Origin of the sequence: Simiduia aestuariiviva (assembly GCF_014192475.1) — a bacterium.
Taxonomy (GTDB): domain Bacteria; phylum Pseudomonadota; class Gammaproteobacteria; order Pseudomonadales; family Cellvibrionaceae; genus Simiduia; species Simiduia aestuariiviva.
Genome location: NZ_JACHXZ010000001.1, coordinates 146,082 through 172,772 on the forward strand (window position 1 = coordinate 146,082; position 26,691 = coordinate 172,772).

General features: G+C 55.1%; 24 protein-coding genes. 13 read left to right on the forward strand and 11 right to left on the reverse strand.

What is annotated here, in order from left to right:
- Positions 1-61: 61 nt before the first annotated feature.
- The 5 genes from FHS30_RS00680 to serA all read right to left on the reverse strand — a co-directional run bounded on the left by FHS30_RS00680 (position 62) and on the right by serA (position 3,901).
- A complete protein-coding gene (locus FHS30_RS00680; protein WP_183907308.1) occupies positions 62-469 on the reverse strand; it encodes a PH domain-containing protein in 408 nt (135 codons plus the stop codon).
- Complete coding sequence (locus FHS30_RS00685; protein ID WP_221197194.1) at positions 466-657, reverse strand: type II toxin-antitoxin system antitoxin; 192 nt, start codon at positions 655-657, stop codon at positions 466-468. The genes FHS30_RS00680 and FHS30_RS00685 overlap by 4 nt, the downstream gene beginning before the upstream one ends.
- A gap of 8 nt (positions 658-665) precedes the next feature.
- Complete coding sequence (locus tag FHS30_RS00690; RefSeq protein WP_183907310.1) at positions 666-1,523, reverse strand: SPFH domain-containing protein; 858 nt, start codon at positions 1,521-1,523, stop codon at positions 666-668.
- A 140-nt stretch (positions 1,524-1,663) separates the two neighbouring features.
- Complete coding sequence (gene rarD, locus FHS30_RS00695; protein WP_183907312.1) at positions 1,664-2,563, reverse strand: EamA family transporter RarD; 900 nt, start codon at positions 2,561-2,563, stop codon at positions 1,664-1,666.
- A 111-nt stretch (positions 2,564-2,674) separates the two neighbouring features.
- Entirely contained in the window at positions 2,675-3,901 is a 1,227-nt protein-coding gene (serA, locus tag FHS30_RS00700; protein ID WP_183907314.1) for a phosphoglycerate dehydrogenase, read from the reverse strand.
- Positions 3,902-4,186: 285 nt separating this feature from the next.
- On the opposite strand from serA, the gene FHS30_RS00705 reads away from it, so the two are divergent.
- The 5 genes from FHS30_RS00705 to FHS30_RS00725 all read left to right on the forward strand — a co-directional run bounded on the left by FHS30_RS00705 (position 4,187) and on the right by FHS30_RS00725 (position 8,182).
- Positions 4,187-4,870 (forward strand): fumarylacetoacetate hydrolase family protein, encoded by a 684-nt coding sequence (locus tag FHS30_RS00705; RefSeq protein WP_221197109.1) that lies wholly within the window; start codon positions 4,187-4,189, stop codon positions 4,868-4,870.
- Between the two features lie 61 nt (positions 4,871-4,931).
- Positions 4,932-5,672, forward strand: coding sequence for an SDR family oxidoreductase (locus FHS30_RS00710; RefSeq protein ID WP_183907316.1), 741 nt, complete (start codon positions 4,932-4,934; stop codon positions 5,670-5,672).
- 40 nt (positions 5,673-5,712) lie between these two features.
- Positions 5,713-6,264 carry a hypothetical protein gene (locus tag FHS30_RS00715; protein WP_183907318.1) on the forward strand — a complete coding sequence of 184 codons (552 nt, stop codon included), beginning with the start codon at positions 5,713-5,715 and terminating at the stop codon, positions 6,262-6,264.
- A 73-nt stretch (positions 6,265-6,337) separates the two neighbouring features.
- Positions 6,338-6,820, forward strand: coding sequence for a thioredoxin family protein (locus FHS30_RS00720; RefSeq protein WP_183907320.1), 483 nt, complete (start codon positions 6,338-6,340; stop codon positions 6,818-6,820).
- Positions 6,821-6,868: 48 nt separating this feature from the next.
- Positions 6,869-8,182 carry an amidohydrolase gene (locus tag FHS30_RS00725; RefSeq protein ID WP_246341100.1) on the forward strand — a complete coding sequence of 438 codons (1,314 nt, stop codon included), beginning with the start codon at positions 6,869-6,871 and terminating at the stop codon, positions 8,180-8,182.
- A gap of 75 nt (positions 8,183-8,257) precedes the next feature.
- Here the strand turns inward: FHS30_RS00725 and traF are convergent, their stop codons facing one another.
- Positions 8,258-9,682 (reverse strand): conjugal transfer protein TraF, encoded by a 1,425-nt coding sequence (traF, locus tag FHS30_RS00730; RefSeq protein WP_183907324.1) that lies wholly within the window; start codon positions 9,680-9,682, stop codon positions 8,258-8,260.
- A 134-nt stretch (positions 9,683-9,816) separates the two neighbouring features.
- Here traF and FHS30_RS00735 point away from each other — a divergent pair, with 134 nt between their 5' ends.
- Positions 9,817-11,223: an HDOD domain-containing protein gene (locus FHS30_RS00735; protein ID WP_183907326.1), complete on the forward strand. Its 1,407-nt coding sequence runs from the start codon at positions 9,817-9,819 to the stop codon at positions 11,221-11,223.
- Between the two features lie 23 nt (positions 11,224-11,246).
- On the opposite strand, the gene FHS30_RS00740 is transcribed toward FHS30_RS00735, so the two are convergent.
- The gene (locus FHS30_RS00740; protein ID WP_183907328.1) at positions 11,247-12,245 is read right to left on the reverse strand and encodes a LacI family DNA-binding transcriptional regulator; all 999 of its coding nucleotides are present in this window, start codon (positions 12,243-12,245) and stop codon (positions 11,247-11,249) included.
- A 202-nt stretch (positions 12,246-12,447) separates the two neighbouring features.
- On the opposite strand from FHS30_RS00740, the gene FHS30_RS00745 reads away from it, so the two are divergent.
- The 4 genes from FHS30_RS00745 to nhaA all read left to right on the forward strand — a co-directional run bounded on the left by FHS30_RS00745 (position 12,448) and on the right by nhaA (position 19,164).
- Positions 12,448-14,727: a TonB-dependent receptor gene (locus tag FHS30_RS00745; RefSeq protein WP_183907330.1), complete on the forward strand. Its 2,280-nt coding sequence runs from the start codon at positions 12,448-12,450 to the stop codon at positions 14,725-14,727.
- A gap of 172 nt (positions 14,728-14,899) precedes the next feature.
- Positions 14,900-16,153 (forward strand): MFS transporter, encoded by a 1,254-nt coding sequence (locus FHS30_RS00750; protein ID WP_183907332.1) that lies wholly within the window; start codon positions 14,900-14,902, stop codon positions 16,151-16,153.
- A complete protein-coding gene (locus FHS30_RS00755; protein ID WP_183907334.1) occupies positions 16,150-17,664 on the forward strand; it encodes a trehalase family glycosidase in 1,515 nt (504 codons plus the stop codon). Before FHS30_RS00750 ends, FHS30_RS00755 begins: the two co-directional genes overlap by 4 nt.
- A gap of 294 nt (positions 17,665-17,958) precedes the next feature.
- Positions 17,959-19,164 (forward strand): Na+/H+ antiporter NhaA, encoded by a 1,206-nt coding sequence (gene nhaA, locus FHS30_RS00760; protein WP_183907336.1) that lies wholly within the window; start codon positions 17,959-17,961, stop codon positions 19,162-19,164.
- Between the two features lie 384 nt (positions 19,165-19,548).
- On the opposite strand, the gene FHS30_RS00765 is transcribed toward nhaA, so the two are convergent.
- From FHS30_RS00765 to FHS30_RS00775, 3 genes are read right to left on the reverse strand one after another with little or no spacing between them, the layout of a single operon-like run.
- The gene (locus tag FHS30_RS00765) at positions 19,549-20,916 is read right to left on the reverse strand and encodes an NAD(P)(+) transhydrogenase (Re/Si-specific) subunit beta (RefSeq protein WP_183907338.1); all 1,368 of its coding nucleotides are present in this window, start codon (positions 20,914-20,916) and stop codon (positions 19,549-19,551) included.
- Positions 20,913-21,221 carry an NAD(P) transhydrogenase subunit alpha part 2 gene (locus tag FHS30_RS00770; RefSeq protein ID WP_183907340.1) on the reverse strand — a complete coding sequence of 103 codons (309 nt, stop codon included), beginning with the start codon at positions 21,219-21,221 and terminating at the stop codon, positions 20,913-20,915. The genes FHS30_RS00765 and FHS30_RS00770 overlap by 4 nt, the downstream gene beginning before the upstream one ends.
- Before the next feature lie 28 nt (positions 21,222-21,249).
- Complete coding sequence (locus FHS30_RS00775) at positions 21,250-22,395, reverse strand: Re/Si-specific NAD(P)(+) transhydrogenase subunit alpha (RefSeq protein ID WP_183907341.1); 1,146 nt, start codon at positions 22,393-22,395, stop codon at positions 21,250-21,252.
- A gap of 494 nt (positions 22,396-22,889) precedes the next feature.
- Here FHS30_RS00775 and FHS30_RS00780 point away from each other — a divergent pair, with 494 nt between their 5' ends.
- The 3 genes from FHS30_RS00780 to FHS30_RS00790 all read left to right on the forward strand — a co-directional run bounded on the left by FHS30_RS00780 (position 22,890) and on the right by FHS30_RS00790 (position 26,014).
- Positions 22,890-24,383, forward strand: coding sequence for an aldehyde dehydrogenase (locus FHS30_RS00780; protein WP_183907342.1), 1,494 nt, complete (start codon positions 22,890-22,892; stop codon positions 24,381-24,383).
- A 135-nt stretch (positions 24,384-24,518) separates the two neighbouring features.
- Positions 24,519-24,830 carry a DUF4156 domain-containing protein gene (locus FHS30_RS00785; protein WP_183907343.1) on the forward strand — a complete coding sequence of 104 codons (312 nt, stop codon included), beginning with the start codon at positions 24,519-24,521 and terminating at the stop codon, positions 24,828-24,830.
- Between the two features lie 125 nt (positions 24,831-24,955).
- On the forward strand, positions 24,956-26,014 hold the full coding sequence (locus FHS30_RS00790; RefSeq protein WP_183907344.1) for a calcium/sodium antiporter: 1,059 nt from the start codon (positions 24,956-24,958) through the stop codon (positions 26,012-26,014).
- 14 nt (positions 26,015-26,028) lie between these two features.
- Here FHS30_RS00790 and FHS30_RS00795 read toward each other — a convergent pair whose 3' ends face one another.
- Positions 26,029-26,514: an NYN domain-containing protein gene (locus tag FHS30_RS00795; RefSeq protein WP_183907345.1), complete on the reverse strand. Its 486-nt coding sequence runs from the start codon at positions 26,512-26,514 to the stop codon at positions 26,029-26,031.
- Between the last annotated feature and the right edge of the window lie 177 nt (positions 26,515-26,691).

Below are 26,691 nucleotides of genomic sequence, written 5' to 3' on the forward strand. Positions count from 1 at the left end.
AAATGGATCCTCTGCTGCCACCCTACGCTGGACCTTGCCCGTGCGCTATACAACAAGCGGGCTAGGCTAATCGGCGCTGGGCATTTATCGCGGCGATAAACTGAGCTTTATCTTTGGGTGAAATTAGCAGTCGGCGGTCGTTTTCGTAGCGAATTTGCAGTTTATCAAGTGACAGCGCGGGGCCCGACAAGAGTGTGTGAATGGGGGTAATGTCGGCGATGTCGCTAATGCGAATAGTCCAGTACAAGGGCCCGCTGCGCACGGTGAGCTGATTGCCGTCTATGTCGTAGTAGGTAAAGAGCAGCAGCGACCCGACGAACAAAACCATGGCGGCCATCGTCAATAGGGTCAACCAAAATGCCAATTCACTGGTATCGACGAATAGCAGCGTGGGTAACAGACCGCCCACTAAGCCGACCACAACTAACATAATAATGAGCGGATCAATTTTAGAGGGGAAACGCTTCATGATTCGTTTTTATCTTCCACTTCGGTGACAACTTTTTGCACCAGTTTCACGCGACCACTTTTCACCAAGGCATCGCGCAATACGTATTCAATTTGGGCGTTTAGGCTGCGCAAATCGTCGTCGGCCCAGCGCTGCATGGCAGCGAGGACCGATTCGTTAATGCGCAGCGGATATGCTTTTTTAGCCACAATAGAACCTAGTAAAGTGAACCGGTATTGAGCACCGGTTGGGCGTTATTTTCGCCACACAGTACCACCAGCAAGTTGCTGACCATGGCGGCTTTGCGTTCGTCGTCCAGCTCGACCACGTCTTCGCTAGCCAGTTGCTCGATGGCATCTTTTACCATGCCCACCGCGCCCTGCACGATGATCTTGCGCGCCGCTAATACCGCACTCGCCTGTTGGCGTTGAAGCATGGCTTGAGCAATTTCTTGGGCGTAGGCAAGGTGCGACAGGCGCGCTTCTAGCACCTCGACACCCGCTTTACCCAGTCGGTCTTGCACCTCGGTGCGCAGCTTGTCGGCAATGGCGCTAGAGTGGCCACGCAGGGTGAGGCGTTCGTCGTCGGCGTCGTGCTCGTAGGGGTAGGTGGTGGCGAGGTTGCGCAGCGCGGCCTCACTTTGAATGGATACGTAATTTTCGTAGTCGTCCACTTCGAACACGGCGTCGTAGGTGTCGACCACCCGCCATACCACCACGGCAGCGATTTCGATGGGGTTGCCATTGGCGTCGTTAACTTTTAGGCGACCGCTCTCGAAATTGCGCACCCGCAAGCTGACTGCGCGCTTGGCATAGAGTGGGTTATTCCAGCGCAGTCCCGGCGTGCGGTCGGTACCTTTATAGTTGCCGAACAGTTGCAGTACTTTGCCTTGGTTGGGGTGCACCATGTACAAGCCGAACCAGCAAATCAGCACGATTACAGAGAAAACTAACGCCAGTACCTTCAGTGGAATAGGTGCCGTGGCAATTAAGAAAATGCCGCCAATCTGGCATGCCAGTAAAACAAAAATCATTGTGTAGCCAGAGCGGCTCTTTCCGTCTAGTTCTGCACCCATGGCAAAGCTCCTTTTTAGGTGATATCTATTTGATATCAAAATAATCGAAAGGAGCGGCGCTCGTCAAGTTGTTATTTAGGGTCGTCCAGACACTTGAGGCATTCACCGCCAGCCCGCGCCGGCGGTGTGGTTGGGGTGAATTAGCTGATGGCTTTGATTGGCGGTTTGCGTCTGGCCCGCCATATGACGTCTGCGCAGAAGCAGGCCACGCCCAGCCAAATAAAGCTGAAGGTGGTGGTTTTGGCGGGGCCAAAGGTTTCGTTGTAGATCCAAACGGCCAGGAAAAACATCATTGTTGGGCCTATGTACTGCAAAAAGCCCATGGTGGTGTATTGAATCTTGCGCGCCGCTGAGGCGAACATCATCAGCGGGACAGTGCTCACCGGTCCAAACACTGCCAGCAGGGCCCAGTGGGTATCGGTGAGCAAGGCAAAGGTGGCTTGGCCGTAGAACCAGAGGTAGGCGAGCGCGGGCAGCAGCAGGTAGGTGCATTCGATCATCATGCCGTTCAAGCTGTCGATGGGTGCCAGCTTGCGAATTAGACCGTAGAGCGCAAAGGTGCTGGCCATGCCCAGCGCCAACCAGGGCACGGAGCCGAACACCGCCACCTCGATGGCCACACCCGTGCACGCCAGCGCCACGGCCAGCCACTGCAGTGGCCGCAGGCGCTCACTTAAAAACACACCGCCCAGTGCCATATTGAGCAGCGGGTTAATGTAATAGGCGAGGCTGGCTTCCAGCACTTTGCCGGTGTTGACGGCGTACACAAACAAAAACCAATTGGCGCCCAACAGCAGCGTAGAGGCGAGTAGCGCAAGCAGCATTTTTGGTTGGCGGTAGTGGCCGAGCAGGCGCGACAATTGCCGGGTGACCACAATGGCCAGCAGGACAAACAGCCACGACCACACAATCCGATGTGCCACCAACTCCAAGGGTGGAATAATGCTGATGGCCTTCAAAAAAATGGGAAACAGGCCCCACAAAAAGAAAGCCCCAACCGCCAGGCTAACGCCCAGCTTTTGCTCGCGAGTAAATTCCACCGGTTGTGTCCTAAGGTGCTGGCCCTGTGCGGGCAGTGACGCGTCTTGGTTGCGCGTTTAAATAAAAAAAGGCCGCGAGTGCGGCCTTTTACGACGTGCTGCGTTAGCCTATCAGAACAAGACGCGACAGCGAATGGTTCCCTCAACTTCGCGCACTTTTTCCAGCGCGGTTTCGGAGTTGGCTGCGGCCACTTCAATGACCACATAGCCCACCTTTTCATTGGTCTGCAGATGTTGGCCGATGATGTTGATATTGTTTTCGGAAAACACTTGGTTGATGGCCGACATCACGCCCGGCACATTGTGGTGAACGTGTAACAGGCGGTGCACGTTGGCGTGGGCCGACAGCGCCACTTCGGGGAAGTTGACCGAGCTGGTGGTGGTGCCGTTGTCGGAGTACTTAATTAATTTTTCAGCCACTTCTACGCCAATATTGGCTTGCGCCTCCATGGTAGAGCCGCCGATGTGAGGCGTTAAAATCACATTGTCGAACTCGCGCAGCGGCGAGATAAATTCGTCCTGTGGGCCCTTGGGTTCCACCGGGAAAACGTCAATGGCCGCGCCCGACAGCTTGCCCGATTTCAACTGTGTCGCCAGTGCGTCGATGTCGACCACGGTGCCGCGCGAGGCGTTGAGTAAAATGGCGCCGGGCTTCATCAGCGCCAATTGCTCCGCGCCCATCATCATTTTGGTGTCGCTGGTTTCCGGCACGTGCAGGCTGACGATATCGGCGCGCGCCAGCAAGGTGTTGAGGGGCACCTGCTCGGCGTTGCCCAGTGGCAGCTTGGCCACAACGTCTGAAAATAGCACTTTCATACCGAGCGATTCCGCCAGCACACTCACCTGACTGCCAATGGAGCCATAGCCCACAAGGCCAAGGGTTTTGCCGCGAATTTCGAAGGAGCCCTCAGCCGATTTCATCCAGCCACCCCGATGGCACACCGCATTTTTTTCGGGGATGCCGCGCAACAGCAAAATGGCTTCTGCGATGACCAGTTCAGCTACCGAGCGGGTGTTAGAGTAGGGCGCGTTAAATACCGCCACCCCGTGCTCCTGTGCGGCACTGAGATCCACCTGGTTGGTGCCGATGCAAAAGCAGCCTACGCCAATCAATTTGGGCGCCGCGGCAAAGACGTCGCGGGTGAGCTGAGTGCGTGAGCGAAGTCCGATAAAGTGCGCGTCTTTAACGCTCGCGAGCAACTCCGCTTCAGGCAGTGCGGTTTTGTGGTACTCAATGTTGGTGTACCCTGCCTCGGTCAATTTCTCTACGGCGGACGGATGCACACCTTCCAGCAAAAGGAACTTGATTTTGCTTTTGTCGAGCGACACCTTAGCCATGCAATACCACCTGTAATGAACCGTGCAGGGCCCGTGAAATAGGCCCGGGAAAATGGGGCGCCATGATACCACAGCTCCTGAATAGACCAACCGTCAGCGCGCAATCAATGACCGATAGTCGGCATTTTTTGTGCGAATGCTGCCAGTTGTTGCGGTGCTAGACGGCATTTTTACGTGAGTGTGCTGCTAAAACGGCCGGCCAGTCACGCTTGTGCTAGCGGCTGGTCGCATTAAGAGACTTTGAGAATTACGCCATTATCCACCCCGCGCAGGAGGGCAACACCCATGTCGCACGCGAGCCAATACCAACACCGTTTTACCGGGCCCGAGGAATTCCAAGCGCGCATGGCCAGGCTCCCACTCGGCAAAATCCTGTGCGTGGGGCAGAACTATGCAGACCACATTGCCGAGATGAACAGCAAGGTCTCGGCCGAGCCGCTGCTCTTTATTAAAACGGCGATTTGCGCCTGCCCCATGGAGGACGGTTTTACGGTGCCTACCCAGTGGGGCAGCTGTCATTTTGAAACCGAAATGAGCGTGCTTATTGATCGGCCCCTTTCCCGCGCCAATGAAACCCAGGCGCGCGAGGCGGTGGCGGCCGTCGGGCTGGCGTTTGATTTAACCTTGCGTGAATTGCAGTCGGCACTAAAGGCAAAGGGACACCCATGGGAAAAAGCCAAGGGCTTTACCGGCAGCGCGCCGCTGTCGCACTTCGTACCCGCACCCGAGGATTTGCAGTCGTTAGACTTGCGCCTGACCCAAAACGGCGCGGTGCGCCAGCAGGGCAATACCCGCGCAATGCTCACGCCGGTGGCGCAACTGTTGGCCTACGCCAGCCAGTTTTTCGATTTACAGCCCGGCGATGTATTGTTGACCGGCACACCGGCGGGTGTGGGGCCGCTTGCCAGCGGCGACCAACTGGTGGCAGAGTTGGGTGATCTGCTGCGCGTCAGTTGTCAGGTGCGCTAGGCATCGCATTGCCGACACCTAGGCATTATCGCCGCCCGCTAAACAACATCACGGAGCCACCATGGCAGACACTATTTTCATCACCGGCGCATCGAGCGGACTGGGGCGTCAAATGGCCATTGAGTTTGCCCGGCGTGGACATGCACTGGCACTCACCGCGCGGCGATTAGACAGCCTGGCCGAACTCAAATTGCAGCTCGAATCAGATTACGATGCGCGCGTGTGGGTCGCACCGCTGGATGTCACTGATTACGCAGCGGTGGTTGCTACCCTGCAGGCCGCCCAAGCACACTTCGGTCGGTTAGATAAAGTGATCGCCAATGCGGGCGTGGGTTATTCTCAGCGGGTGGGTAAACTGGCCTTTGAAAAAATAAAAGCCACTGTGGATACCAATGTGTTGGGCCTGATGGCCACTGTGGACGTGGCCGTGCAAATGTTTAAGCAGCAGGGCAGTGGGCATATCGTCGCAATCAGCAGCGTGGCGGGGTTTCGCGGCTTGCCCAGCAGTGCCGTTTACAGCGCCTCCAAGGCTGCGGTAACGACGTTTATGGAGGCCCTGCGCGCAGAGCTGCACGGTAAGCCCATTGATGTAACATTGTTGTGGCCCGGCTACATTGATACGCCCATCAATCAAGCGGCGCGCTCGCGCCCGTTTTGCATTCCCGTTGAGCGGGGCGGCCGCCTACTGGCGGACTTAATTGAGGCAAAAGTGGCCCGCGCCACCGTGCCGCGTTGGCCCTGGGCGCTAGTGGCGCGCCTGTTGCGCTGGCTGCCAACCGGCCTGTTGGCGCGTTTCGGCTAGCGACCAAACAATAAACATATCGCAACCACAGGATGGTTCAATGCAGCGTTACTTCATTACTCTACTCTTCGTCCTGTGCTTGGCGCTCCTGGGTTTTTTCTGGCAGCCCACTGGTCTGCCGTGGCGACCCCAACCCCTGTTAGTGTTGCCCATGGTGTTTGGCTATGTGGTGTTGGTCTGTCTGTTCTTAGAGCGCGCCATTGAAGTTTTTTTGTCGGCACTGCGCGGCGGCGGCGCCGATCGTTTGGATCAACAGCTGCGCGCGTTCGACGCACTGGTCAATCCCGACGAGAGCGCGCGCACACAACACCGTATGTTGCAGCAGGCGCGCAGCGACTACCGCAGTCACTCGCGACTCATCGCGCAGCAAATGGGTTTGTGCATGGGGCTCTTGGTGGCACTGGTGGGGCTACGCATTTTAGAGCAGCTGGTGTTGGATGTGCCCGCGGGTTGGCAAGGGCGTTTGTTTAGCGCCGTCGATATTCTATTGACGGGCAGCGTGCTGGCCGGTGGCAGTGACGCCGTGAATAAATTAACCAAGGCCTACGGCCAGCTGATGGCGAGCATGGCCAAAAAAGAGCTGCCCCAATAAATGTATATTGAATCGATGTTTTAGGTCGTCGGCCAGACATTGTTGGCCACATATCACCGAGAGGTTTCAGATTATGCGCCGTTTGTTTTCGAGTTTTGTATTGTTGTTTAGCGTGCAGTTTGCGCAGGCCGAGTTGGAAGTGCTGCCCGCGACAGTGGAGATGTTAGGCGAAGTCAGCGCCGCCGAGATTGGCGAGCACCCGGCTTTTAGCACCCGTACACCCGTGTCCATTGATGCTGCCGAATTGCAGCCGCTGCGCAAGGCGCTCGCGGGCGCACCGGTAAAACTTGTGTTGTTGTTTGGCAGCTGGTGTCACGACAGTCACAGGGAGGTGCCCAAGGTGTTGGCCTTGGTGTCGCAATTGCCCAACGTCAGTCTTACGGCCATTGCCGTTGATAGAGACAAGCGCGAGCCGCTCAGTGCTACGGAGCAATACCAGTTGGCCTACACGCCCACCTTGATTGTGATGCGCGGTGGCGTCGAGTTGGGTCGCGTGACTGAAACCCCCAAGCGCAGTTGGGCGGCAGATTTATTGGCCATTGTGCAAGCGCACTAGCGCGTATTTTCACAATCTTTTTTACCCTTAACCTTGATGAGAACCCCTATGAAACGACTCGCCCTTTCACTGTGTGTGGCACTGTTGGCAAGCCAGGCGCAGGCCGATCTACGTCAAGATGTTGCGCGCGACTATGAGCAGCACCTGTCGCCGTTATTCGAGCATTTCCATAGAAATCCCGAACTGTCGCACCTTGAAACACAAACTGCCAAACGCTTGGCGAAAGAGTTGCGCGCCGCCGGTTTTCAAGTGACCGAGGGCTTAAGCAAAACCGGTATTGTCGCCATCATGAAAAACGGCGATGGGCCGTTGGTGATGATGCGCGCCGACATGGATGGCTTGCCGGTAGAAGAGAAGTCGGGTCTTGCCTACGCCTCCAAGGCGAAGCAAAAAGATTGGGACGGCAATCTGGTTTCGGTGATGCACGCGTGCGGCCACGATGTACACATCACAAGTTTGGTGGGCACCGCGCGCCAAATGGCTAAGCGCAAAGGTGAATGGTCTGGCACCTTAATGTTGATTGGCCAGCCCGCCGAAGAACGCGTGGGCGGTGCCAAGGGCATGATGGAGGACGGCATTTGGCAGCGCTTCGGCCAACCAGATTATGCTTTGGCGCTGCACGTTAGTTCAGAGATTGAGGCCGGCAAATTGGTGGCCGTGGAGGGCTCGCCCTACTCCGGCGTCGATAGCCTCGATATCATTGTGCCCGGTGTGGGCGCGCACGGAGCCTCGCCCCATCGCGGCAAAGATCCCGTGGTGATCGCCTCGCAAATTGTGTTGGCGTTGCAGACCATCGTGAGCCGCGAAATTGCGCCGAAAGAGCCGGCGGTCATTACCGTGGGTTCCTTCCATGCCGGCACCAAGCACAACATCATCTCGGATGAGGCGCGCCTGCAGGTGACCGTGCGCAACGACAGCTGGGAAACTCGCGAATATTTAATGAAGGCCATTGAGCGCGTGGCCGTGAACGTCGGCCGCGCCGCGGGCTTGCCAGAAGATAACTTGCCCAAGGTGGTAATCAGCGACGAGCCGACGCCACCCACCGTCAATAACATTCCATTAACGCAGCGTTTAAAGGCCACTTGGTCGGCCAAGTTGGGTGCAGATATTTTTGATCAGCGCTATCGTCGTCTAGGCATGGGTGCGGAAGACTTCCCGTTTTTCACCACGGACCCCTACATTCCGAGCGTGTACTTTCAAGTGGGCGGTACGCCCAAAGCGGATTTCGAGCGCGAGCAGGCGGGCGGCGAACCGGTGCCCAGTCACCATAGCCCGCTGTTTAAAATTACCCCAAAACCCGCAGTGACTACGGGTGTGGAAGCCACAGTGGTAGCCCTAATGGAATTGTTACAAAAACCATAAGTGGTTCGCTGCGCAAACAAAAAGCCCCGCCATTTTTGCGGGGCTTTTTTATGGTGCAGTGGTTTTTTAAACGACTTAAAACGCGAAGTTGATTCCCATGCTGGCGCTGGCACCACGGGGTAGACTTTCGCCCTCTATGGTCACTTTTTGTGTTGCCGTTGCCACATCCACATTCACGTAGCGGAATAGGGTGACGCCAAAACTGTAGATACTCACTTCACTGCCCGCTTGGTTAGCGCGATAGCCTACCCGCACATTGGGCAACCAAAAACTGTCGCTGTGCCAGCCGCCACTGATTTGCAGCCACTGGTGTTCTTCACCCATGGCATCGGTGGTGGCTTGCGTTTCAACATAGCTGCTGAGCGCCCAGGTTCGGTCGGCCGTGTAAACGCTCGCCTCAATGCTGACTTTGGCCTCCTGTTGATAATTTCCCAGGCGCGCCACGGCCGCGGCGGCCGCAGCGGAATAGCCGGTGGTATCGATGGCGTTGAATTTATATTCCGGCTCCAAAATATCTTCAACGCTAATGCCAGCACTGACGTGCTCACTGACCCACAAAGCACCTAGATCGAGGCTGAGGTTGCTGGTGGTTTTCATGTCGGCATCGCTGATGTCGTCGAACAAGGCTTCTGAATCAGTGATGTCGCCAATGCGGGGCATCACCCGGCTCAGCCCCAGTTGCACCACCTTGGCTTTAGCGCCCAGATACACGCGGCTATTGTCACTCAAGGTTATGGGGTAGCTGTAGCTCATGCCCAGCTGGGTTTGCTCGGCGGCGCGCACGGCCAACAGGCTGTCGTTAGTAAAGGCACCGCTGACGGCGCCAGTGGTGGGGTTAATGTTGAGGGAGATGCCGCCGGTGAGGTCGAAGGTGGTGACCGGATCGCCGGGTGTGAGTGTGTAGGCGGTATCCAATTCCGTCAGGGCCGCATCCGCGTCAAAGGCGAGGGGGTCGATGATGCTGCTGGCGGAGGCGGAGCCGCTGTAGTTGAGATCAAACCCCAAGGTGCCACCAAACACATCGCCATTGATGATAAACGCCCCGTGAAAGCCGAGGTCGGCATTGGCGTAGCCCTCTTGGCCCACCAATGCGAGCAGGGTGTCTACCTGTTGGGCCTCGGTATTGATCTGGGCAACTAGGGCGCTGAAGTCGGGATTGTTGGGGTCTATGGCGGTAAAGCTCAGGCCATTGACGAAGCCGCCGCTGTCGGTGAGTGCATCGGCGAGCGCGTCATACTGGTCGAACAGCTCTTCGGCATCGCCATACTCGAGCCCGCCACCGGCGTAGATGCCGCCCAAAACATGGCTGTCCCCTTTGGCGCGGCTGCGGTCGAAGCCCACGGCGGCGGGATTGGCGCTGAGTGATAGCAGGCTCTGGCCGTTGCTGACTCCGCCGGTGGTCAGCGCGGGGCCATTGAGCGTAAATCCAGTGCCGGCATGGCTGCCAACAGCGGCGCTCAAGGCCAATACTGCGGCGGTTGTTCGGGTTGAGTTGCGCATGCGTCAGTCTCCGGTCAAAACGTGAGCAAAAATTATAGCGGCTGTTTGTCAGAGCGTAGTGCTAGTCTTAGTAGAACGATGTGCCAATTTACGGGTGAATCCATCGGCATAGCGACGAGCAACAGGAGAAACTGATGGCGGTAAAGGGTGTTGATGCCTGGGTCAGCAAGCTGAACGCGGTGGATTTACCGGTGTTGGGCTCTGTGGTGAAAACATTGAATCAGCTCACCACGAGTGATGACACTCGCGTCAACCAATTGAGCGACGTGGTGTTGAAAGATTCCAACCTTACCTCGCAATTGCTGCGTGCGGCCAACAGCATCCATTTCAACCCCAGCGGTGGCAACATCAACACCATTACCCGCGCGATTATTCAGGTGGGCTTTGAGGGTGTAAAAAATATCTGTATCTCACTGCTGTTGGTGGATCAGCTGCTCGGGGCGAATCCGCGCACTCGATTGTTGCAGGTGATGGCCAAAGCGTTTCACGCAGCGTTGCAGGCCAAGGCCATGTTGCCCGGCGGAACGCCCGATGAGCGCGAGGAAGTGTTTATCGCCGCGCTGCTGTTTCACGTGGGCGAGCTGGCGATCTGGTCCAAGGGCGAAGCACAGGCAGATGAGTTGGATCGACAGTTGAGTGAGGGGGTTGAAGAGGCTGAAGCCTGCGCACAAGTGCTATCGCTGCAATTCAAACAGCTCACCCGTGCACTGGTAAAACACTGGCACCTGAGTGCGCTGCTCGATCAAACGCTGGCGCAGCCCCAGCCCCGCAATCCCACACCGTTGATGGTTGCCGTGAAATTGGGGGATGCGCTCAGCGCTGCCTCCCGCTATGGTTGGGACACACCTGACACCGCCAAAGTGCTAAAGAAAATCGCCGAGTATCGAAAGGTCAGTTTTAAAGTGGCCAAAGAGGATGCCCAAAAGGTCGCGGAACAAGCGGCAGACGTCGTGTCGGTATTTGGCGCCGAAAATATTTCTCGGCTGATACCCAAAGCGGGCCGCGCGCCCGACATAGGCGTGCCCACTGAACCCGATGTGAGCGTGCAGCTCAAAGTGCTGCGCGATTTATCGAACGCCGTACAACAAGGAACCGATGTGAACACCTTGTTCCAAATTGTCATGGAAGGCTTGTACAAGGGAGTTGGATTGCCAAGGGTGGGGGTGCTGCTCGTGGTGCGCGATCAATTATTAATGCGCTATGCGTTGGGCACACAGGCCAATTTGTGGCGCGAAAAGCTCATGGTGAAAATCGATGAGGTGAATTTCTTCTCCGAGGCGCTGTGCTACAAATCGTCGCAGCATTTCGACGCCGAACGGTTAAAAAAATGCGCACACTTATTTACCCCGTTGCTGCAAGACTTGTTGGGCGGCCACCCCTGTGTGATTGCTCCCATTGAAATCTCGGGCCGCACCACGGCCCTGTTCTACGCCGACAAAACCGGCCTGGCCATCTCCGAAGACCAGCAGGCCGCCTTCGGCCATTTCGCCATGCAAGCCCAACAATCACTGGCCGCTATGGCGCTGAAGAAGCGGCGCTAGGTGATAGTCAGTGCGGCAAAATACTAACTGGTGTTACGCACAACAAGTTTAGGTGCTAGCTCAATATTGTGGGCTTCTTTGCCTTCTATTGTGGCAATAACGGCTTGCACCATATGCTGAGCACCTTGGCGAATATCCTGCTCAATGGTCGTGAGCGCTGGACTCATAAACTGCGACAGCGAGATGTTGTCAAATCCGGTGACGGCGACATCTTGGGGGATGTGTTTGCCCTGTGACTGCAGGGCGTTAATAGCCCCCATGGCGATAAGGTCGCTCGAGCACACCAGCCCATCAAATTGACATTCCGCGAGTAAGCGGGCGGTTTCTTCTTGGCCCGACTGCATGCAAAACGCAGCTTGCACATCGGCATGCGCTTCGCTTCTGGCGGCTTCAGTCAGCGCTTGCTGAAAGCCCTGATATCTCGCCAAAATTTCTGGGTGGCGAGTGTCGCCTAAAAATACCAATGCGCTTTTCCCACGGGCCAACAAATGTTGTGCCGCGAGATAGCCACCTTGCACATTGTCTGTGCCCACGGTGGGGTAGAGATTGGTTGGCGTTGCCTGACCCCACACCACAAACGGCGCCTGTTGGCCGGCGAGCTGGGCCAAACTTTCCGGCGCATTGCCCTGTCCTATGATTAACAAACCGTCGGCACGGCGGCCTGCCACGTAAGCGAGTGTTTGGTGCGCATTAAATTGCCTTTGTGTAGAGAACAGTAGGTCATAGCCCTGTAGCGCCGCTTCGTCCGCCAAACAGCCCACTAAGCCGAGCAGAAACGGATCGGACAACACTTGCCCGCTGCCAGGGCTCAAGTTGATTACCACGGCGAGTGTCTGGCTGCGACCGGTTTTGAAGCTTCGGGCACGGCTGTCTAGGTGGAAATTGTGCGCCTCGGCAATGGCGTGCACCCGAGCGCGGGTCGCGTCGCTGATCAACGGACTGTTTTTTAGGGCGCGGGATACGGTGGACTCTGCCACGCCGGCCAGCCGGGCTATGTCGGCGAGGGTTTTAGCGCGTTTCATAGGGTGATAGTTCCCTAACACTCTGATTTTGTTGGTAGAAGGGCTGCATCCTGACAAAAAAAGTAGCTTGCGTGAAGCACTATCGGCCAGCCGCTGGAAAAACCCTGCTTGCATTCATGCAATTGATTGCATAGTATCCAAAACCACAATGCAAACGATTGCATTGCATAGCTATAATAAACTATTCGAGGGGGTATCCCGCATGAGCAATGCTAAAACTCCGTTGGCCGCGGCAATTGCCGCGCTGCTGATCGGCCCAGCAACTGGCGCCTTAGCGCAAAGTGCTGACACTAATTTGTTAGAAGAGGTGGTAGTGACCGGTACTGCCGGCGGCACCGAAATGCGTAAGCTGGATGCCAGTTTTGCTATCACCAATGTCAACGATGAAGACATCAAGCGATTTTCGCCCAAGAGCACCGCTGATCTGTTGAAGACAGTACCCGGAGTCTGGGCTGAAAGTTCGGGCGGTGTAGCGGGTGCCAATGTGTTTGTGCGTGGATTTCCCGCCAGTGGCGATGCACCGTTTTTAACAGTACAGCTAGAGGGCGCGCCAATATTCCCACCGCCCACCGTTTCCTTCCTTGAAAACACCAGCCTGTTTCGCATCGACGAGACCATAGAGCGCATGGAGGGACTGCGCGGCGGGCCCCAGTCCGTTCAGGATAATGGCCAGCCCGGACTGACTACTAACTTTTTGTTAAAGCGCGGCAGTGAAGAGACCGAGGGCCTAGTGAAATACTCCACCTCTGATTACGACTTGCAGCGCTTCGATGCGCGCTTAAGTGGGCAGTTGTCGGATGGCCTCTACTACATGGTGGGCGGCTATGTGAGCTCTTCTCCCGGCATTCGCGACGCAGGCTTCAATGCCGAAGAGGGCAAGCAATTTACCGTCAATATTACAAAAGAGCTCGAGCAGGGTAGTGTAAGTGTTTATCACCGCGTTACAGATGATGCGGGTGTTTGGTATTTGCCAATCGCTCTCAATGTTCCCGGTGCAGACGCCAGCTTTAATCAGGTGGGCACGTTAAATCGCCAGGGCAGTTTGCGCTATGGGCCCGACGCCACAGAAAAGGCCGTTGATCTTGGCGAGGGTCGCGGCTGGGTTGGTTCGGTTTCAGGTTTAAATTTCGATTTACAGATAAACGAAACTTGGTCGTTGACCAATGCACTCAACGTCACTGCGGGCGATGCCGACACATTGGGTTTGGTTCCCAACGGCGGCGCGGTAAACGTGGGTAGTTTGTTGGCCGATCCCAATGTCGACTCAGGTGCGCTGGTGGTGGCTCCTATCACCGGTGCCGTGACCGGCAAGGCGGTAGGCAGTGATGCCTACCTGCAGCAACTGGGCCTATGGGAAGTGCGCAAAGACATCGAATCGTTTACCAACAATTTGGCTTTTACTGGAGAGTTTGAGCAGTCGGAACTGACGCTCGGATATTACGTTGCCACTACCTCCGTGGATGAATGGTGGTCGCTCGGTAATCAAAAGTACTATTTGGTTGAGCAGGGCGGTGAACGAGTAGACGGTATCGCCTGCAACGACAGCAGTGTCGACAGCTGTGGATGGAATTATGACATTGATGCCACTGGCGATGCCCGCTCCAATGCATTGTACGGCGCATATACCTATCATCTGAATACGGCGCTTAGCCTAGATGTGGGCGTGCGTCAGGAAAATCATCAAGTGGAATACACAGTTGATGAGGGTTTGGATGGCGTCATCACCAAAACCGCAAATTACGACGAAAATAAGATGTCGTATACCCTTGGTGGCAACTACGACATCAATGAACAGCAAGGTGTATTTGCTCGCTACAGTCTCGGCTACAAGTTTCCTTACTTTGACGACATTCGAGACAACTACGGTGCCTATTCCGCTGGTGAAGATCTAATTAAAGAAGTGACCCAGTTTGAATTGGGCTACAAGGCAGTGTTTGATAGTGTTTCTGCCTATGTGACGCTGTTCAGTAATGAGGTGAAGGGCGATACATTTGTTACTCAGCCCGGTGCGCCAGCACAGGTGTATACCAATCAGGCCTACGGCATAGAATTAGATGGCCGCTGGTTACACGACAGTGGTTTTTCCCTAGGCGTAAACGGTACCTTCCAGGAAACGGAAATATCTGAAAGTCCTACCGATAATGGCAACGAAGCGCCGCGTCAGCCAGGTATGCAATTGCGCTTAACACCGAGTTACCAATTGAACCTTGCGGATAATCAATTGCTGACATTCTATGGTGCCCTGTCCATTGTGGGCGAGCGCTATGCAGATCAGGGCAATACGGTCACGCTGGATGGCTATGAAAAGCTCGATGTGGGCGCGATTTTTGATGCAGGTGAAAACCTGTCGCTCCAGATCGCGCTGGATAATGCCACCGACGAGCAGGCCCTGACAGAAGGTGATCCTCGCAACCCGAGTGCGCCCAATGGTCGCTACATCATGCCGCGCAATCTGAAAGTCAGTGTGGGCTATCACTTTTGATGCCCAGCCAGGCGCGGCGATGTCGTTGCGCTTGTTAACAGTTTAGCCCGCAGTGCTTGGGCGCTCAGTGGCAGCTCAGTTTTCAATGCTAGTTGCTCGTTACGGGCGCCCTTTTTTGCGTATTCTTTTAAGTCATGGCACGCCATAGCGCGATTTAAACCGGTGAATATGTATGACCCGAATTTGGCTTTTTTTGACCTATATTATTTTTGCCATTTTGTTGAATAGCGTCGGCACCGTTATTTTGCAGGTGCAAAACAGTTTTTCAGTGGTGCCCTCAGAAGCCGCAGTGTTGGAAGCATACAAGGATCTGAGTATTGCCCTTACATCATTTTTAATCGCGTCATTTCTGGCGCGACTTGGCTATCGACGATCGGTGATGCTGGCGCTCGCGGCAATGGCTGTAACCTGTTTGGCAGTGCCCGCTTTACCCCATTTCTGGATGACAAAAGTACTCTTTTTAATGACGGGAATCAGCTTCGCGGTGATAAAGGTTGCGGTGTTTTCGAGTCTTGGATTAATTGCCAAGGATCAAAAAGCGCACGTTAGCACAATGAATTATCTGGAAGCGTTTTTTATGTTTGGCGTGATGGGCGGCTATTTTATTTTTAGTGCGTTTGTATCACCGCAAGATCCGGGCGACCTGCAGTGGCTCAATGTGTACTATTTGTTGGCGGGACTTTGTGCGCTGGCTTTAGTGCTGACAATGTTTGTGGATTTAGATGAATCTGAGCTCAGGCATTCTGCGAAACCGCTCACAAAGGAGTTTTCGGGCATGATCTCGCTCAGTTTTCAGCCACTGGTAGTGGTGTTTGTCATGAGCGTTTTTCTCTACGTGCTTGTCGAACAGGCGATTATGTCCTGGTTGCCAAGTTATAACAGTCAGGTGCTAAATTTAACGCCAGCACTGGGTATTCAAATGGCGAGCATTCTGGCTGCCTCAACGGCCATGGGGCGATTGCTCGCTGGTTGGGTGTTCAGAAAATACCATTGGTACCCGGTATTGAATACGGCACTTGTTTTGGCTGGTGTACTAATTCTGCTTGCCTTGCCACTTGCGGCTGGCACCAGTTCGGAACCCATTGCTGCTTGGTCGCAAGCACCTGTGGCAGCCTATGTGTTCCCTATGATTGGTCTGTGTTTGGCGCCGGTCTATCCAGCGATTAATTCGGTGGTCTTATCAGCTCTGCCAGTTCGGCAGCATGCACCTATGTCTGGGCTAATAGTGGTTTTCTCTGCACTTGGTGGCACTCTTGGTTCGCTCATTACTGGCAGGCTTTTCGAATGGGTTGGTGGCGCGCAGGCTTTCTACGGTGCCTTGTTGCCGTTGGCTGCAATTTTGCTGGCACTCTACGGTTTGCGTCACTACGTTGATGCAAACGTATCGCAACAGCGGCGCGCCGATCACAGTGGAGCCGCCTTGTGAGCAATTCACTGCCACCAGATACCTTAATGCCCGAATTGTTTAAAGCCGTTCAGGGCGGTCGACTGTTCGCTGATTCCAAGCTTTTTGTCGATGCCCAGCCCATGCGCGCGGCGGCAGATATAGAGGCAGAGTATTTGCGGGCGCGCAATGATCAGGCATTTAATTTGTCAGAGTTTGTAGCGCATAATTTCACTCTGCCGATGGAAATTGAGGCGAGTGCCGAAGCAGGTGACGGTGACGTTGCGGACTATATCGAAACTATGTGGCGGCAGCTTAGACGACCGCCAGACGCAGTGACAGCCGATAGTAGTCTATTGGCACTACCCTTAAGCTACACAGTGCCAGGCGGTAGATTTCGAGAAATATATTATTGGGATTCTTATTTCACAATGTTGGGATTGGCTGCGAGCGGCCAGTGGCAAAGTGTAAGAAATATGGTGGATAACTTTGCCTATCTGATTAAAGTCGTAGGGCATATCCCCAATGGCAATCGAACGTATTACTTGACGCGATCACAGCCGCCGCTGTTTACCCACATGGTCGCGCTACTGGCCGAGGCCTTTCCAAGCGAAACTATTTTACTCAATTACCTGCCTGCTATTCAGCGCGAATACGATTATTGGATGCAGGGGGAGGATTCTGTTAGCCCGGGAAATTGTTCCTGTCGGCGCGTGCTCTACCATCCCGGTGCGTTGCTCAATCGCTATTGGGATGATGCTGACCAGCCCCGTCAGGAAAGCTATTGGGAGGACGTTGAGCTAGCCCAGAGCTATAGCGGGGACGTCAACAGCCTGTATCGAAATATCAGAGCGGCGTGCGAAACAGGTTGGGATTTCAGCTCGCGCTGGCTGGCACAGCCGGATGACTTGCGCACAGTAAGAACAACTGAGGTGGTACCCGTTGATCTCAATTGTATTTTGGTATTTGTGGAGCAAACCTTGGCGCGAGCCTATGAGTCCCTGCACAAGCATGCGTTGGCCGAGCGATATTCCGAGCGCGCTGACGCCCGCGCGCAGGTGATTCGCGATCATTTTTTCTGTAGCAATCGACAACAATTTGTCGATTGTCTGCTGCCGGACTTTCGCCTGAGTGAAACGACATCGCTGGCAACGAGTTGGCCTTTGTTCGCTGGCGTTGCGACAAATGAACAGGCTCACGCAGTTGCCTTGTCCCTTAAACAGGAATTTTTGCGCCCCGGTGGTTGGGTGACTACTGGGCTGCATACTGGCCAGCAGTGGGATGCGCCGAATGGCTGGGCGCCCTTGCAGTGGGTGACATTTAAGGGGCTGCAAGATTATGGCTGCCACGCTGATGCAGCGGAAGGCGCGCAGCGCTGGCTCGCTAACACCCTAGATTGCTTTAAGCGCACGGGAAAGTTTTTTGAAAAATACAATGTTGAAAGCCCTGGCACTCTTGCCGGGGGCGGCGAATACCCTGTTCAGCACGGCTTTGGTTGGACTAATGCGGTGGTGCTTATACTGCAGGCGGCGCTAGAACGCAGTAAAGACTGATGCAGGTTACTCAAGACTTCTTGCATGTGCCTTCCTGTCTTCCTGTTGCATTGCAAGCGGCTGCGCCCTCGCAGAGCCCACGGCAAACTGATCAGCTTCGCATTCAGGTGGTGTCGTCTGACAGCCTGCGCTTCACCATGCAAATTCCTAAGCAGATATAGTGGACCGAAATTTCCGAGTGCTACAGGTTCTTTCTGGTTTTTTTTTCCAGTAAAGTAGCTATATAAGTTGTTGGGAAGACTCTGCTGCGTACGAGTCTTTCCCCGTGGTTTATCGGTGAGGCTCGGTATCCCTATGGCAGTAGATCGTAAATCTAAACCGTCAGTGCTAAGCGCCCTTCGCTATTTTTTTAGCCTAGAGAGCGCGGGCGGCATAATGCTGATTTTGGCAACCATTACCGCCATGGCTGTCAAAAACTCTGACTTGTCTGAGCTGTATATTCAAATTTTGAATATACCGGGCATGGTGCAGTTTGGCGAGTTGAGCATCAGTAAACCCCTTTTCCTTTGGGTTAACGATGGTTGGATGGCGATCTTTTTTTTCGCCATTGGCCTCGAGATCAAACATGAGCTTTTGCATGGCCATTTGGCGGACCGTCGCCAGCTGGTTTTGCCGCTGGCTGGTGCGATTGGCGGTGTCGCGGTGCCCGCTGCTATCTACCTGTTTTTCAACTGGCAGGACCCCATAGGCATAAAGGGCTGGGCCGTTCCCACCGCGACGGATATTGCGTTTGCGCTGGGCGTTTTGGCGGCGGTTGGGTCTCGGGTTCCCGTGGCGTTAAAAGTGTTTTTGATGACGTTGGCAATCCTCGATGACCTTATTGCCATCGTAATTATCGCGCTGTTTTATACATCGGGGCTGTCAACAACTTCGCTGGCGGCGGCGGCCTGTGTCATGGCGCTAATGGCGGCATTAAAGGCGGCGGGCCTGCGAAAATCGACGCCGTTTATATTGCTGGGTGTGATCCTTTGGGTGTGCGTCTTGAAGTCGGGTGTGCACGCCACACTCGCTGGGGTCGTGACTGCGTTCTTTATTTCTACACGCGCGCAGGAAGGGCAGTCGTTGTCGCCGGCCGCGCTAATGATTAAGTCTATTCACCCATGGATTGCGTTTATCATTTTGCCGGCTTTTGCGCTGGTGAACGCCGGAATTTCATTTGATGGCCTTAGCTTGTCGCGCTTAATGGAACCGGTGCCAATGGGTATCGCGCTGGGATTGTTTGTGGGCAAACCTGTGGGGGTCATGTTCTGTGCCGGCGTGGTTATTCTGTTAGGCATGGCTAGATTGCCAAAAGAGGTCAATTGGTTTCAGTTGTTTGGCGTTGCTGTACTGTGTGGTGTTGGTTTTACCATGAGCCTCTTCGTGGGGGGCTTGGCCTTCGCAGAGGGCGGGGCCGGCTATGCTCGCATAGATCGGTTGGGTATCTTGTTGGGATCTGGGTTAAGTGCGGTGCTTGGGTATATTATTCTGCGTATATCTTCAAAGGAAAAGACGGCATGAAAGCGATTAAATTGATTTTAATAACATTGGGAAGAAAAAATCTGAATTTGTAGAACGCGCCCAGCGAACGCGAGCGGGTGGCATCGACCAACGCTACGGGATGAATATCCGGGCGGCTTACTGCGTGCCGCAACAGTTGACGACTAATGATCTGGTGGCGAACCTCAATAAATACGCTGAAGCCAACTGAGCGAAAACCGGTCTGTCTGGCGACTACCTACTCACTTTTCTTCGGCAAAAATATGCGTGCAAAATTGAATAAACCAAAGTTTGGTTTTAGTGCAGCTGATTCAACATTCGCAGCCGTGGTTTGATAACAGTAGACGTTAAAAATCCCCGCTCGGTGTCCGGCGGGGATTTCTTTTTACAGATGAGGGCAGGTGCTTAGGCTGCAAACTCCCCCGCGATCGCTTGAATTGACGCCTTGGCATCGCCGAACAGCATGCGCACATTTTCTTTGTAGAACAGCGGGTTTTCGACGCCGGAATAGCCGGCGTTCATGCCGCGTTTTAACACGAATACGGTGCGCGCGTCGCTCACTTTAATCACCGGCATGCCGTAGATGGGGCTGCCTTCGTCTTCGGTGGCGGCGGGGTTGACGGTGTCGTTCGCGCCGATGACGATGGCCACATCAACGGCACCCATTTGCGGGTTGATGGCGTCCATTTCCAGAAGTTGGTCGTAGGGTACGCTGGCTTCTGCCAGCAACACATTCATGTGGCCCGGCATGCGACCGGCTACGGGGTGAATGGCGTAGCGCACTTGGCAGCCGTTGCTTTCCAAATGATCCGCCAATTCGCGCACGACGTGTTGCGCCTGCGACACGGCCATGCCGTAGCCGGGCACAAACACCACGTTTGCCGCTGCCTCTAAAATTAAGTAGGCGTCATCACAGTTGATGGGTTTGATTTCACCTTCCACCACAGTGGTGGATTTTTTAACCGCTTTAAAGCCGCTAAACAATACGTTCGCCAGCGAGCGATTCATGGCTTTGCACATGATGTTGGTGAGGATGATACCGCTGGCGCCGACGAGCGCGCCGGACACAATCAATAGGTTGTTGTTCAGCACAAAGCCGGCGGCACAGGCGGCCAAACCCGAGTAGGAATTTAGCAGCGAAATTACTACCGGCATGTCGGCGCCACCGATGGGTATTACCAGCATAATGCCGAATAACAAAGCCACGCCGATGACGGCGTACAAGTGCACGGAGTCGACAGTGGGCGATTGCACAAACCACAGAGCGTTGGCCAACAAGGTTATGACAATAAGCCCATTGACGATGGCTTGGCCAGTAAACGTAATGGCGCGCCCCGGTAATTTTTCCGCGAGTTTACCCCACGCAATGAACGAACCCGATAGCGTGACACCACCGATGAGAATCGACAGCACAATGGTAATGGCCACAAAGGTAGTCGCCGCGCCACTGTAGAGCGCCGCCCAGCCCACCAGCAAACTGGCGGCACCGCCAAAGCCGTTAAACAGGGCCACCATTTCCGGCATGGACGTCATGGCAACGAGGCGCGCGGCCAAGACACCGATCACAGTGCCCAGCACCATGGCGCCCACAATCCAGCTAAAGGTAATAATTTCTTTATCGAGTAAGGTCACGGCAATGGCCAGCAACATGGCGAGCGCCGAGAGGCCGTTGCCCTTGCGTGCTGTGGCCGGTGAGCCCAGCATTTTTAGGCCGATGATGAACCCCAATGCCGAGAGGATGTAGGCGAAATTAATGATCAGCGCGCTGTTCATTTAGCACCTCCGGTCGCTTTCTTTTTGAACATGGCGAGCATGCGATCGGTGACGAGGTAGCCGCCAACCACGTTGATGGTGGCCAGGGTAACGGCTGCTGCGCCCAGCCAGGTGGCAAGTTGCGCATGTTCGGCGCCGGCGCTAACCAGTGCACCCACCAGCGTGATGCCAGAGATGGCGTTAGAGCCGCTCATCAGCGGTGTGTGTAAGGTGGCGGGCACCTTGGCGATGAGTTCAAAGCCCACGAAAATGGCGAGCATCAAAATAAACGTTAAGTAAACCAACTGTTGAATTTCAGGTGTCATGGTATGTCTTCCTAATTGGTGTGGCGCGTTAAGCGGCGGCTTGTGCGCGGGCATTTTTTATGACGGCATTCACCAGCTCACCCCCGTGGGTGATCACACACCCTTTTAGAATTTCTTCTTCAAGGTTTAGCGTGAAAGTGCCTTCGTCTTTTTGCCAATAATCAAACACCAAATTGATTAAGTTATTGGAGTACATCTGGCTCGCGTTTTGCGCCACGCGACCGGGCAGGTTGCGATAGCCAATGACGTTTACCCCACCAATATTCACTTCGCGATCGGGCTCGCTGCCCTCCACATTGCCACCGCTGTCGACGGCCATGTCGACTACAATGGCGCCGGGCTTCATCACCGCCAGCATGTCTTTGGTAATAATGCGCGGCGCTTTGCGGCCAAACACCTGTGCGGTGGTAATGACGATGTCACTGTTGGCCATGACATCCATCTGGCCTTGGCGTTGCTTGGCAATCTGCTCTTCCGTCAGTTGCTTGGCGTAGCCGCCCGCCGTTTGGCCGGTCTCGCCCAAATCAATTTCTAAAAATTTTGCCCCCAAGGATTCCACTTGTTCTTTCACCACGGGGCGGGTGTCAAATGCATCTACGCGCGCACCCAAGCGCTTGGCGGTAGCGATGGCCTGCAAGCCCGCAACGCCGGCGCCAATAACAAACACGCGCGCCGGTGTAATGGTGCCCGCGGGCGTCATCATCATGGGCAGAATGCGATCGAGGCGTTCAGCGGCCAGCAGCACCATGGCGTAGCCGGCGAGATTGGCCTGCGAAGACAGCGCATCCATTTTTTGGCTGCGGGTAATGCGCGGAATCATTTCCATGCTGATGGCGGTAACGCCCTGTGCGGCAAAGGCGTCTACCAGTGCGTGCTCATTGAAGGGATCCAAAAACGAAATGTGAATCGCCCCGCGCTTGAGCTTGGCCACTTCGTCGAGCGGTGGTTTACGCAAGCGCAAAATCAGGTCGGCCTGGCTGAGCAGGGCATCGCGATTTACGGCCAGTGTGGCACCTACGTCGGTATAGGCGCTGTCTGGAATCTGCAGTGACGCGCCAAGGCCGGATTCGATGACCACGGTGGCGTTGGCGGCCACCAATTTCTTGACCCCATCTGGCAATAGGGGGACGCGGGTTTCACCTGCATCCGTTTCTTTGGGGATACCGATTAGCATGTTTGTCTTCCTCTGTAGCACCCGCCCTTTTATTGTCGGTATGACACCGGCTGTGTTTCCAGCCTTTGGCCACGGCTGAACCCTCAGCCGGAAATTCGCGGTAGGACATCATAACTAAGGCTATTGGTCAGCGGCTACCTATAGATGTCATAAATAAAGGGTATGATTATGTAGTTTAGTTACAAAGTGTGAGCGGGAATTGCGTGTGATTGTCCATAGTCCTGAATTTATTGCCCTGCAACGCTGACGGCTTGTACAAAAAACGGGCAATTAAAATAGTGCAGTTACAGTATTTGCTGTCGCAATAACGACAATAGATAGATTTAATGCCTTAATTAACCGGCCTTGCCCCATCTCACCCTGCGCAGTGGAAATTTTGTATTTCCTTGCTGTATGTCGTTTTGACGCTCAATCAGTTTGGTGGATACCAATTTGGGTCATTTGGGTTTCTCTGCAAGACGCTACAATAGGGCCATTAATCAGGAGTAAACACTATGTCGGATTTGACCTTGCAGGACTGGGTGGCACGCGCCCAGAGCCTAACCATTGAGGGTCGCGCTTTTATTGATGGCGCCTATGTGGATGCCGCCGATGGCAATACCCGCCCCACCCAAAACCCCGCCACCGGTGAAGTGTTGGCGCAGGTCGCCAGCTGTGGGCCGGTGGACTCAGACCGCGCGGTGGCCTCTGCCAAAGCGGTATTTGAGGCGGGCACCTGGTCAAACTTAGCGCCTGCCGAGCGCAAAAAAGTGATGGTGCGTTGGGCGGAATTGATTGAGGCCAATGCTGAAGAGTTGGCGCTGCTGGAAAGTTTGGATGTGGGCAAGCCCATTAGCGACACGCTTAATGTGGATGTCCCCGCAGCGGCGCGCACCATCCGCTGGAGCGGCGAAGCCATCGACAAGTTTTACGATCAGGTGGCGCCCACGCCCCACGATACGCTGGCGTTAGTTACGCGCTTGCCGCTGGGCGTGGTGGCGGCCATTGTGCCGTGGAACTTTCCCTTCTCCACCACGGCCTGGAAAATTGCGCCGGCCATTGCCACGGGCAACTCGGTGGTGTTGAAGCCTGCCTCGAATACGCCACTCACGGCGCTGCGGGTCGCGGGCCTAGCCAAAGAAGCGGGGCTGCCTGATGGCGTCTTGCAAGTATTGCCAGGGCCGGGCGGCAGCCTCGGCAGCCATTTGGCCAAACACATGGATGTGGAGGGTTTGACCTTCACCGGCTCAACCCCGGTGGGCAAAATGCTCATGGGTTACGCGGGCGAATCCAATTTAAAGCGCACCTTTTTAGAGCTTGGCGGCAAGAGCCCCAACATCGTCTTCGCCGATGCCAATTTGGAAAAGGCGGCAGCCATGGCGGCCACTGCGGTGTTTTACAACGGTGGCCAAACCTGTACCGCGGGCACGCGCCTGTTGGTGCAGCGCAGTATTCACGATGAATTTATGGCCAAGGTCATCGAGCACGCTCAGGGCTGGATGCCGGGCAACCCACTGGACCCCGCCACCAGCATGGGGCCCATGGTAGATGAAGCCCAATACAACACCGTGGCCGAGTACGTGCGCATTGGTTGTGACGAGGGCGCTACTCTGGCCTTCGGCGGCAAGCGCGTGGAAGTGACGGCGGGTGGCTACTACCACGAGCCCACCATCTTCACCGGCGCCAACAATCAAATGCGCATTGCTCAGGAAGAAATTTTTGGCCCGGTAATGACCGTGATTCCCTTCGATACCGAAGCCGAGGCCATCGCCATCGCCAACGATTCCATCTTTGGCTTGGCGGGTGCGGTTTGGAGTCGCGACATCAATGTTGCGCACCGCGTTGCCAAGGCCGTGCGCGTGGGCACCATGGGCATCAACAACTACTTTGGTGGCGACATGACCGTGCCCTTTGGCGGTTTTAAACAATCGGGTAACGGGCGCGATAAATCTATGCACGCCTTTGATGATTACACCGAGCTGAAAACCACCTGGGTGGAATTCGACTAGCGCTAACGGCTTTCCTTCGGCGTCGCTTGCGGCGCTTTTTTTTTGCCTGCCTTGCGACGGTGTGCACTTGCGTTGCCGCCGCGCTGCGGTAAAGTGGGCGCTGTTGATGTTCACCCCCCAGTTACGGAGTGTGTTATGCGAATTTTTTCTCTTGTTGGTTTATCGGCGTTGGCGGCTGCCTGTACATGGGTTGAGCCCAAGCCCGAAGCGGCCCACATATCGGTGGTGGCGCTCAACCAGGTGCAGCACTGCGAGCGCTTGGGCGAAACCACCGCCAAAGGTGTGAATAAAGTGGGCATTTTTGTGCGCAAAGACGAAAAGGTGGTTACCGAGCTGGCGGCGCTAGCCAAAGATTCTGCCTACGGCATGGGCGGCAATCGCTTGGTGCGCGAGTCGGAATTGCAGGAAGATGGCTCCATGACCTTTGGCATCTACCGCTGCCCCTAAGGTGTTTTTTCGCGTTAACAAGCCGGCAATTGCCGGCTTTTTTGTGCCCAAAATATATTTTTTTTCACGCTATTTTTTATGTGTCGCTGGCCCTATATTAACCGAGGTTCATTAAGGTAGCCGCTATGTTTAGTCTATTGCAGTTTGTTGTCGGTTTGGGGTGTTTAGTACTGGGTGCGCGCTGGTTAATCGCCGGCGCAACGGCAATTGCGAGCCGGTGGGGTGTGTCATCGCTGGTGATCGGTTTGACGGTGGTCGCGTTTGGCACCAGTGCGCCAGAGTTGGCGGTGAGTGTGAAAGCCGCCATGGCGGGTCAAGCGGCGGTGGGCTTGGGCAACGTGGTGGGCAGCAACATCTTTAACGTGCTGTTCATATTGGGATTGACGGCGCTCATTGTGCCCTTGGTGGTCACACACCAGCTGATTCGATTTGATGTGCCGGTGATGATTTTGGTCAGCGGTGTGGTGTGGTGGTTGGCCCGCGATGGGCAATTTTCTCGCGTAGAAGGCGGGCTATTGCTCGCGGGGTTGGCGGCCTACTTGAGCTATCTGTTTTACTTTAGTCGTCGTACCGATAGCGAACTAGCGCTGCCGATTGATACCTCGCAACACAGCCCCTACTGGCGGGACCTGGGCATTTTATTGCTCGGCCTGCTGCTGTTGGTTGTGGGTTCGCGCTGGCTGTTAGAAAGCGTTGTGACTTTCGCGCGCTTGCTGGGTGTGAGCGAGTTGATGATTGGTTTGACCGTGGTGGCAGCGGGCACCTCCCTGCCAGAAGTGGTGACATCCATCACTGCTGCGCTAAAAGGTCAGCGAGATATCGCCGTTGGCAACGTGGTGGGCAGCAATATCTTTAACCTCTTGGGTGTGTTGGGACTGTCGAGCTTGGTGTCGCCCGTTGGGCTTGAGGCCCCCTTAAGTTTTTTCCAGGTGGATGTGCCCGTCATGTGCCTCGTGGCCGCGCTGTGCCTGCCAATTTTCTTTACCCACGGCGTTGTGGATCGCTTTGAAGGCGGGTTGCTGCTGCTGGGTTATGGCGCTTACACCAGCTACTTGGTGATGGCTGCTGTGAATCACCCGTGGTTACACCTCTTGGGTGACGCCGTATTTCTGTTGTTATTGCCGGTGGGGCTGTTCATCGTGGGTCAGGTTGTGCAGCAGCTACAGGCCCCCGAGCAGCGCTAGTAGCGCCGGCGGTATTAGAGCAATAAATCTTCCACTATGGGGTGGTAGGCCCCGGCCACGTCGATGACGCTCTGCGCCGTGAGGCCCGGCACCCCGTATACTTGCGTGTGCACGGGGTGGCGTTGCTGCACGCGGGCCAGTAGCATGTCGAAGTCACCATCACCGGATAGCAGCACGATTTCATCTAACTGGGATGCATACTCAAGCACATCGATGGTGATGCCCACATCCCAATCGCCCTTGGCAGAGCCGTCGGCGCGTTGGATAAAGGGTTTGAGTTTGACGGTGAAACCTAAAGACTTCAGCGCATTTTGAAATTTGAGTTGGCCGGCGTCGCCGCGGTGGATGGCGTAGGCAAAGGCGTGACAGATATCACCCTGGGCGCTGAGCTGTTGCCACAAACTGCGATAGTTGAATTGGCGCTGATAGCGCTCGCGGCAGCAATAATAAATATTTTGTACATCGGCAAAAATACCGATGCGCTTGCGGGGTTGTGCCACGGGGCAGTCCTGTGTGGAAAAATTGATGCGGAGCAAGGGCTCACTCTACCGGTCTGTGCCATTGATGGCCAGCCGCGTCCGCTATGCTATTACGACCTATGTTTACACGTGCATAGGGGCATAGGGGAAATGGGCAAAGAGGAAATGGATATGCCTATCTCACAATCGCGCGAGGAG

Bases quoted from the DNA above. Each gene is read 5' to 3' on its own strand.
- FHS30_RS00740 (WP_183907328.1), bottom strand. From the start codon at position 12,245: ATGAAACGCGCTAAAACCCTCGCCGACATAGCCCGGCTGGCCGGCGTG.
- FHS30_RS00690 (WP_183907310.1), bottom strand. From the start codon at position 1,523: ATGGGTGCAGAACTAGACGGAAAGAGCCGCTCTGGCTACACAATGATT.
- FHS30_RS00735 (WP_183907326.1), top strand. From the start codon at position 9,817: ATGGCGGTAAAGGGTGTTGATGCCTGGGTCAGCAAGCTGAACGCGGTG.
- traF (WP_183907324.1), bottom strand. From the start codon at position 9,682: ATGCGCAACTCAACCCGAACAACCGCCGCAGTATTGGCCTTGAGCGCC.
- FHS30_RS00780 (WP_183907342.1), top strand. From the start codon at position 22,890: ATGTCGGATTTGACCTTGCAGGACTGGGTGGCACGCGCCCAGAGCCTA.
- serA (WP_183907314.1), bottom strand. From the start codon at position 3,901: ATGGCTAAGGTGTCGCTCGACAAAAGCAAAATCAAGTTCCTTTTGCTG.
- FHS30_RS00770 (WP_183907340.1), bottom strand. From the start codon at position 21,221: ATGACACCTGAAATTCAACAGTTGGTTTACTTAACGTTTATTTTGATG.
- FHS30_RS00715 (WP_183907318.1), top strand. From the start codon at position 5,713: ATGCAGCGTTACTTCATTACTCTACTCTTCGTCCTGTGCTTGGCGCTC.
- nhaA (WP_183907336.1), top strand. From the start codon at position 17,959: ATGGCAGTAGATCGTAAATCTAAACCGTCAGTGCTAAGCGCCCTTCGC.
- FHS30_RS00775 (WP_183907341.1), bottom strand. From the start codon at position 22,395: ATGCTAATCGGTATCCCCAAAGAAACGGATGCAGGTGAAACCCGCGTC.
- FHS30_RS00710 (WP_183907316.1), top strand. From the start codon at position 4,932: ATGGCAGACACTATTTTCATCACCGGCGCATCGAGCGGACTGGGGCGT.
- FHS30_RS00785 (WP_183907343.1), top strand. From the start codon at position 24,519: ATGCGAATTTTTTCTCTTGTTGGTTTATCGGCGTTGGCGGCTGCCTGT.
- FHS30_RS00790 (WP_183907344.1), top strand. From the start codon at position 24,956: ATGTTTAGTCTATTGCAGTTTGTTGTCGGTTTGGGGTGTTTAGTACTG.
- FHS30_RS00680 (WP_183907308.1), bottom strand. From the start codon at position 469: ATGAAGCGTTTCCCCTCTAAAATTGATCCGCTCATTATTATGTTAGTT.
- FHS30_RS00720 (WP_183907320.1), top strand. From the start codon at position 6,338: ATGCGCCGTTTGTTTTCGAGTTTTGTATTGTTGTTTAGCGTGCAGTTT.
- FHS30_RS00750 (WP_183907332.1), top strand. From the start codon at position 14,900: ATGACCCGAATTTGGCTTTTTTTGACCTATATTATTTTTGCCATTTTG.
- FHS30_RS00705 (WP_221197109.1), top strand. From the start codon at position 4,187: ATGTCGCACGCGAGCCAATACCAACACCGTTTTACCGGGCCCGAGGAA.
- FHS30_RS00745 (WP_183907330.1), top strand. From the start codon at position 12,448: ATGAGCAATGCTAAAACTCCGTTGGCCGCGGCAATTGCCGCGCTGCTG.
- FHS30_RS00725 (WP_246341100.1), top strand. From the start codon at position 6,869: ATGAAACGACTCGCCCTTTCACTGTGTGTGGCACTGTTGGCAAGCCAG.
- FHS30_RS00765 (WP_183907338.1), bottom strand. From the start codon at position 20,916: ATGAACAGCGCGCTGATCATTAATTTCGCCTACATCCTCTCGGCATTG.